The organism is Candidatus Darwinibacter acetoxidans, from assembly GCF_041936445.1.
GTDB lineage: Bacteria > Bacillota > Limnochordia > Darwinibacteriales > Darwinibacteriaceae > DTU010.
Genome location: NZ_JBHGXH010000285.1, coordinates 1 through 2,490, shown reverse-complemented (window position 1 = coordinate 2,490; position 2,490 = coordinate 1). Strand labels below are relative to the sequence as shown.

Sequence of the window (2,490 nt, the reverse complement as noted above, 5' to 3'; positions counted from 1 at the left end):
TTCCAACTTCTCACTTCTCGCCTCTCAAAGGTTGGGGCTGTCTCCAAATTCGTTTAGGTTTAATACACCGTGCGGGAATGGAAGCCCGCCCCTTCATGTCATCCCGAGCGAAGCGAAGGATCTCAAAACAAGGCTGCTGCCTGACAAAAAGGGGGCCGCCCTTTTGGGACGGCCTCCTACAACAATCCCGGCATATTATACCCATATACCCAGAGAGATAAGTCTCACTTCTAACTTCTCACCTCTCACCTCTCAATAGTGAGGCGCGATAAACAGGCGGAGAGGAAGCCGCGCAGGCGGTTGAAAAGGTTTCCGCCAAAAATCCGGCCATCTCCGGCTCCGCCGGAATGCTCTTCATCTATTTTAATTTCTACTTCATCTGATTTCGAAGCGCCGGCTTCATTTTCCGCCTCGATCTGATACCTGTAGGGGCCCGGCTCGACCTCCATATCTGTCCAGTAATACTCCGCGATATCATCTTCCGCCGGAATCTCGTGTACCTCACTGCCGTTCCGATAAATGATAAACCTGTCTGCCAGGTTGTCTGCGGCGGTCCAGCTGAGCTTGACATTGTTGCCATCTACTTCTACTTTAAAATTTTTCGGACTGCCGGGTTGAGACTGCTGGTCCTGCAAGGTTACCTCCACCACCGCCGGCTGAGAACGGTTGCCATGTTCGTCAACGGCATAAAGAGTATAAATATATGTTCCGGGCGGCACGTTTCTGTCACGATAAGAGTTCTCATTTTTCCCCAGCTTTTTAATTAGCTGTGCTTCAGTTCCGTTATTGTTTTTAATTTGGCGGTAAAGATGAAACTCTTTCGGCGCTTCGCCGCTATATTCCCAGGTTAAATGCACATGCTTTCCAGCGGGGGTCGAAGCGGTAAAAGATAAAAATGATCCGGGGTATTCAAAGTGGATATCACAGGTTTCCTCGGGCGGCATTTCTTCGGCATCAAGCGGCTTTCGCCCGGCTCCTCTGGGCCATCCTCCGTCGGTGACAATAAACTCCGGCCGGTTAAAACGAATCTCTTTAACAACCTGATCGGGGGGGCAGAATTCTCCAGCCAGGAGCCCCGTGGCCTCACAGATTTCTACCTCGACATGCAGGTCACAGGTTAACCGCGGCACATGATTTCTCAGGAAGTAGTCGGCCTTCACGGTTCCCGCTTCGCGGCAGAGCTCGGTGGGCCGGAGGCCGGATTTTGTACATACCTCAGCCCGGACCACTCCCGAAGGCGGAGCAGGAAAGGTTTCCCGGGGCAGCGTTTTGAAAACCTCTTTAAAAACTTCGCGCATTAGACCGGAGGACCAATTCCACCCGCTGGTGATCTTTCCCATATCCTTAATGTCGTAGCCCATCCAGAAAGTGGCGACCAGGTTTGGCGCATATGTCGACAGGTAGATATCCCGGGCATCATCGGTTGTCCCGGTTTTGGCGGCGAGGGGCCGGCCCATCCCCGAGAGGCCCCTGGCGGTGGTCGAAGTGACCACATCCTGCAGAATGCTGTTAGTGATAAAGACTGCTTCACGGGATAATACCTGTTCCGGCTCGGCCTCATGCTCGTAGATAACATTGCCGTTGCGATCTTCTATTCGCCGCACGGTATGAAGATTCATCTTGATCCCGTTATTGGCAAAGACACTGTAGGCCTGGGCCATGTCCAGTGCGGTAACTTCACGGGATCCGATTGCCCAGCTAGGCACCGGTATACTCTCTTGAGGGTTGTAGGTGTTAAGGCCCATCCGGTAAGCCTTTGCTGCTCCTTCTTGCAGTCCGGTATGTTCCGTGTAAGCTCTGATTGCCGGAATATTGTACGACCAGGAGAGGGCCCGGCGGACTGTGACCATGCCGAGGAAATTGCCGGCATAGTTTTCCGGGCGCCAGCCCTGCGGTCCGATTAGTGGAGAATCGTCCAGCACCGAGCCGGCTCCCAAACGGCCTTTTTCAAAAGCGGTGCAGTAGGCGATCACCGGTTTGATGGCCGAACCGGGCTGGCGCGGGCTGAGATAGCGCAGCAGTTCATTCCGTTTTTTGCTGTATTCCCGGCCGCCTCCCAGGGCCAGGACCTCACCGCTTTTCGGGTCGGCCAGAACCAGTGCCGACTGCGGTTGGGGGATCCCGTTTTCTTCGTCAATATAAGCGTTCGGATAATCGGAGGGCAGCCGGCCGTTGTTGGCATTGACCGCCTCGCGCAGTTTGGGCATATTTATATAGATGGTCCGGGGGTAGAGGTTGGGCCGGTTGAGCACATTCTCCAGGTGCGACTGGTAATCTGTGTTCAGGGTGGTATAGACCTTGAGTCCGCCATTGTAGATGGCCTCATAAGCATCCTCGACTTCAGGCATCTCCGTGAGAATATCGATCAGTTCGTGATGAACCACGTAGTCAATGAAATAGGGGTATGGGTAAGTAACAGATTTCGGTTCGGCGAAGATAAGCTCCTCCGAGACAGCCTCCTCGTACTCCTCAGGGCTGATGTAGCCAAGC

General features: G+C 53.7%; 1 protein-coding gene. It reads right to left on the bottom strand.

The window, feature by feature from the left end:
* Positions 1 to 245: 245 nt before the first annotated feature.
* Positions 246 to 2,490 (bottom strand): penicillin-binding transpeptidase domain-containing protein (locus tag ACE4YL_RS10970; RefSeq protein ID WP_461369645.1); only part of this gene is annotated, 2,245 nt, incomplete at its 5' end.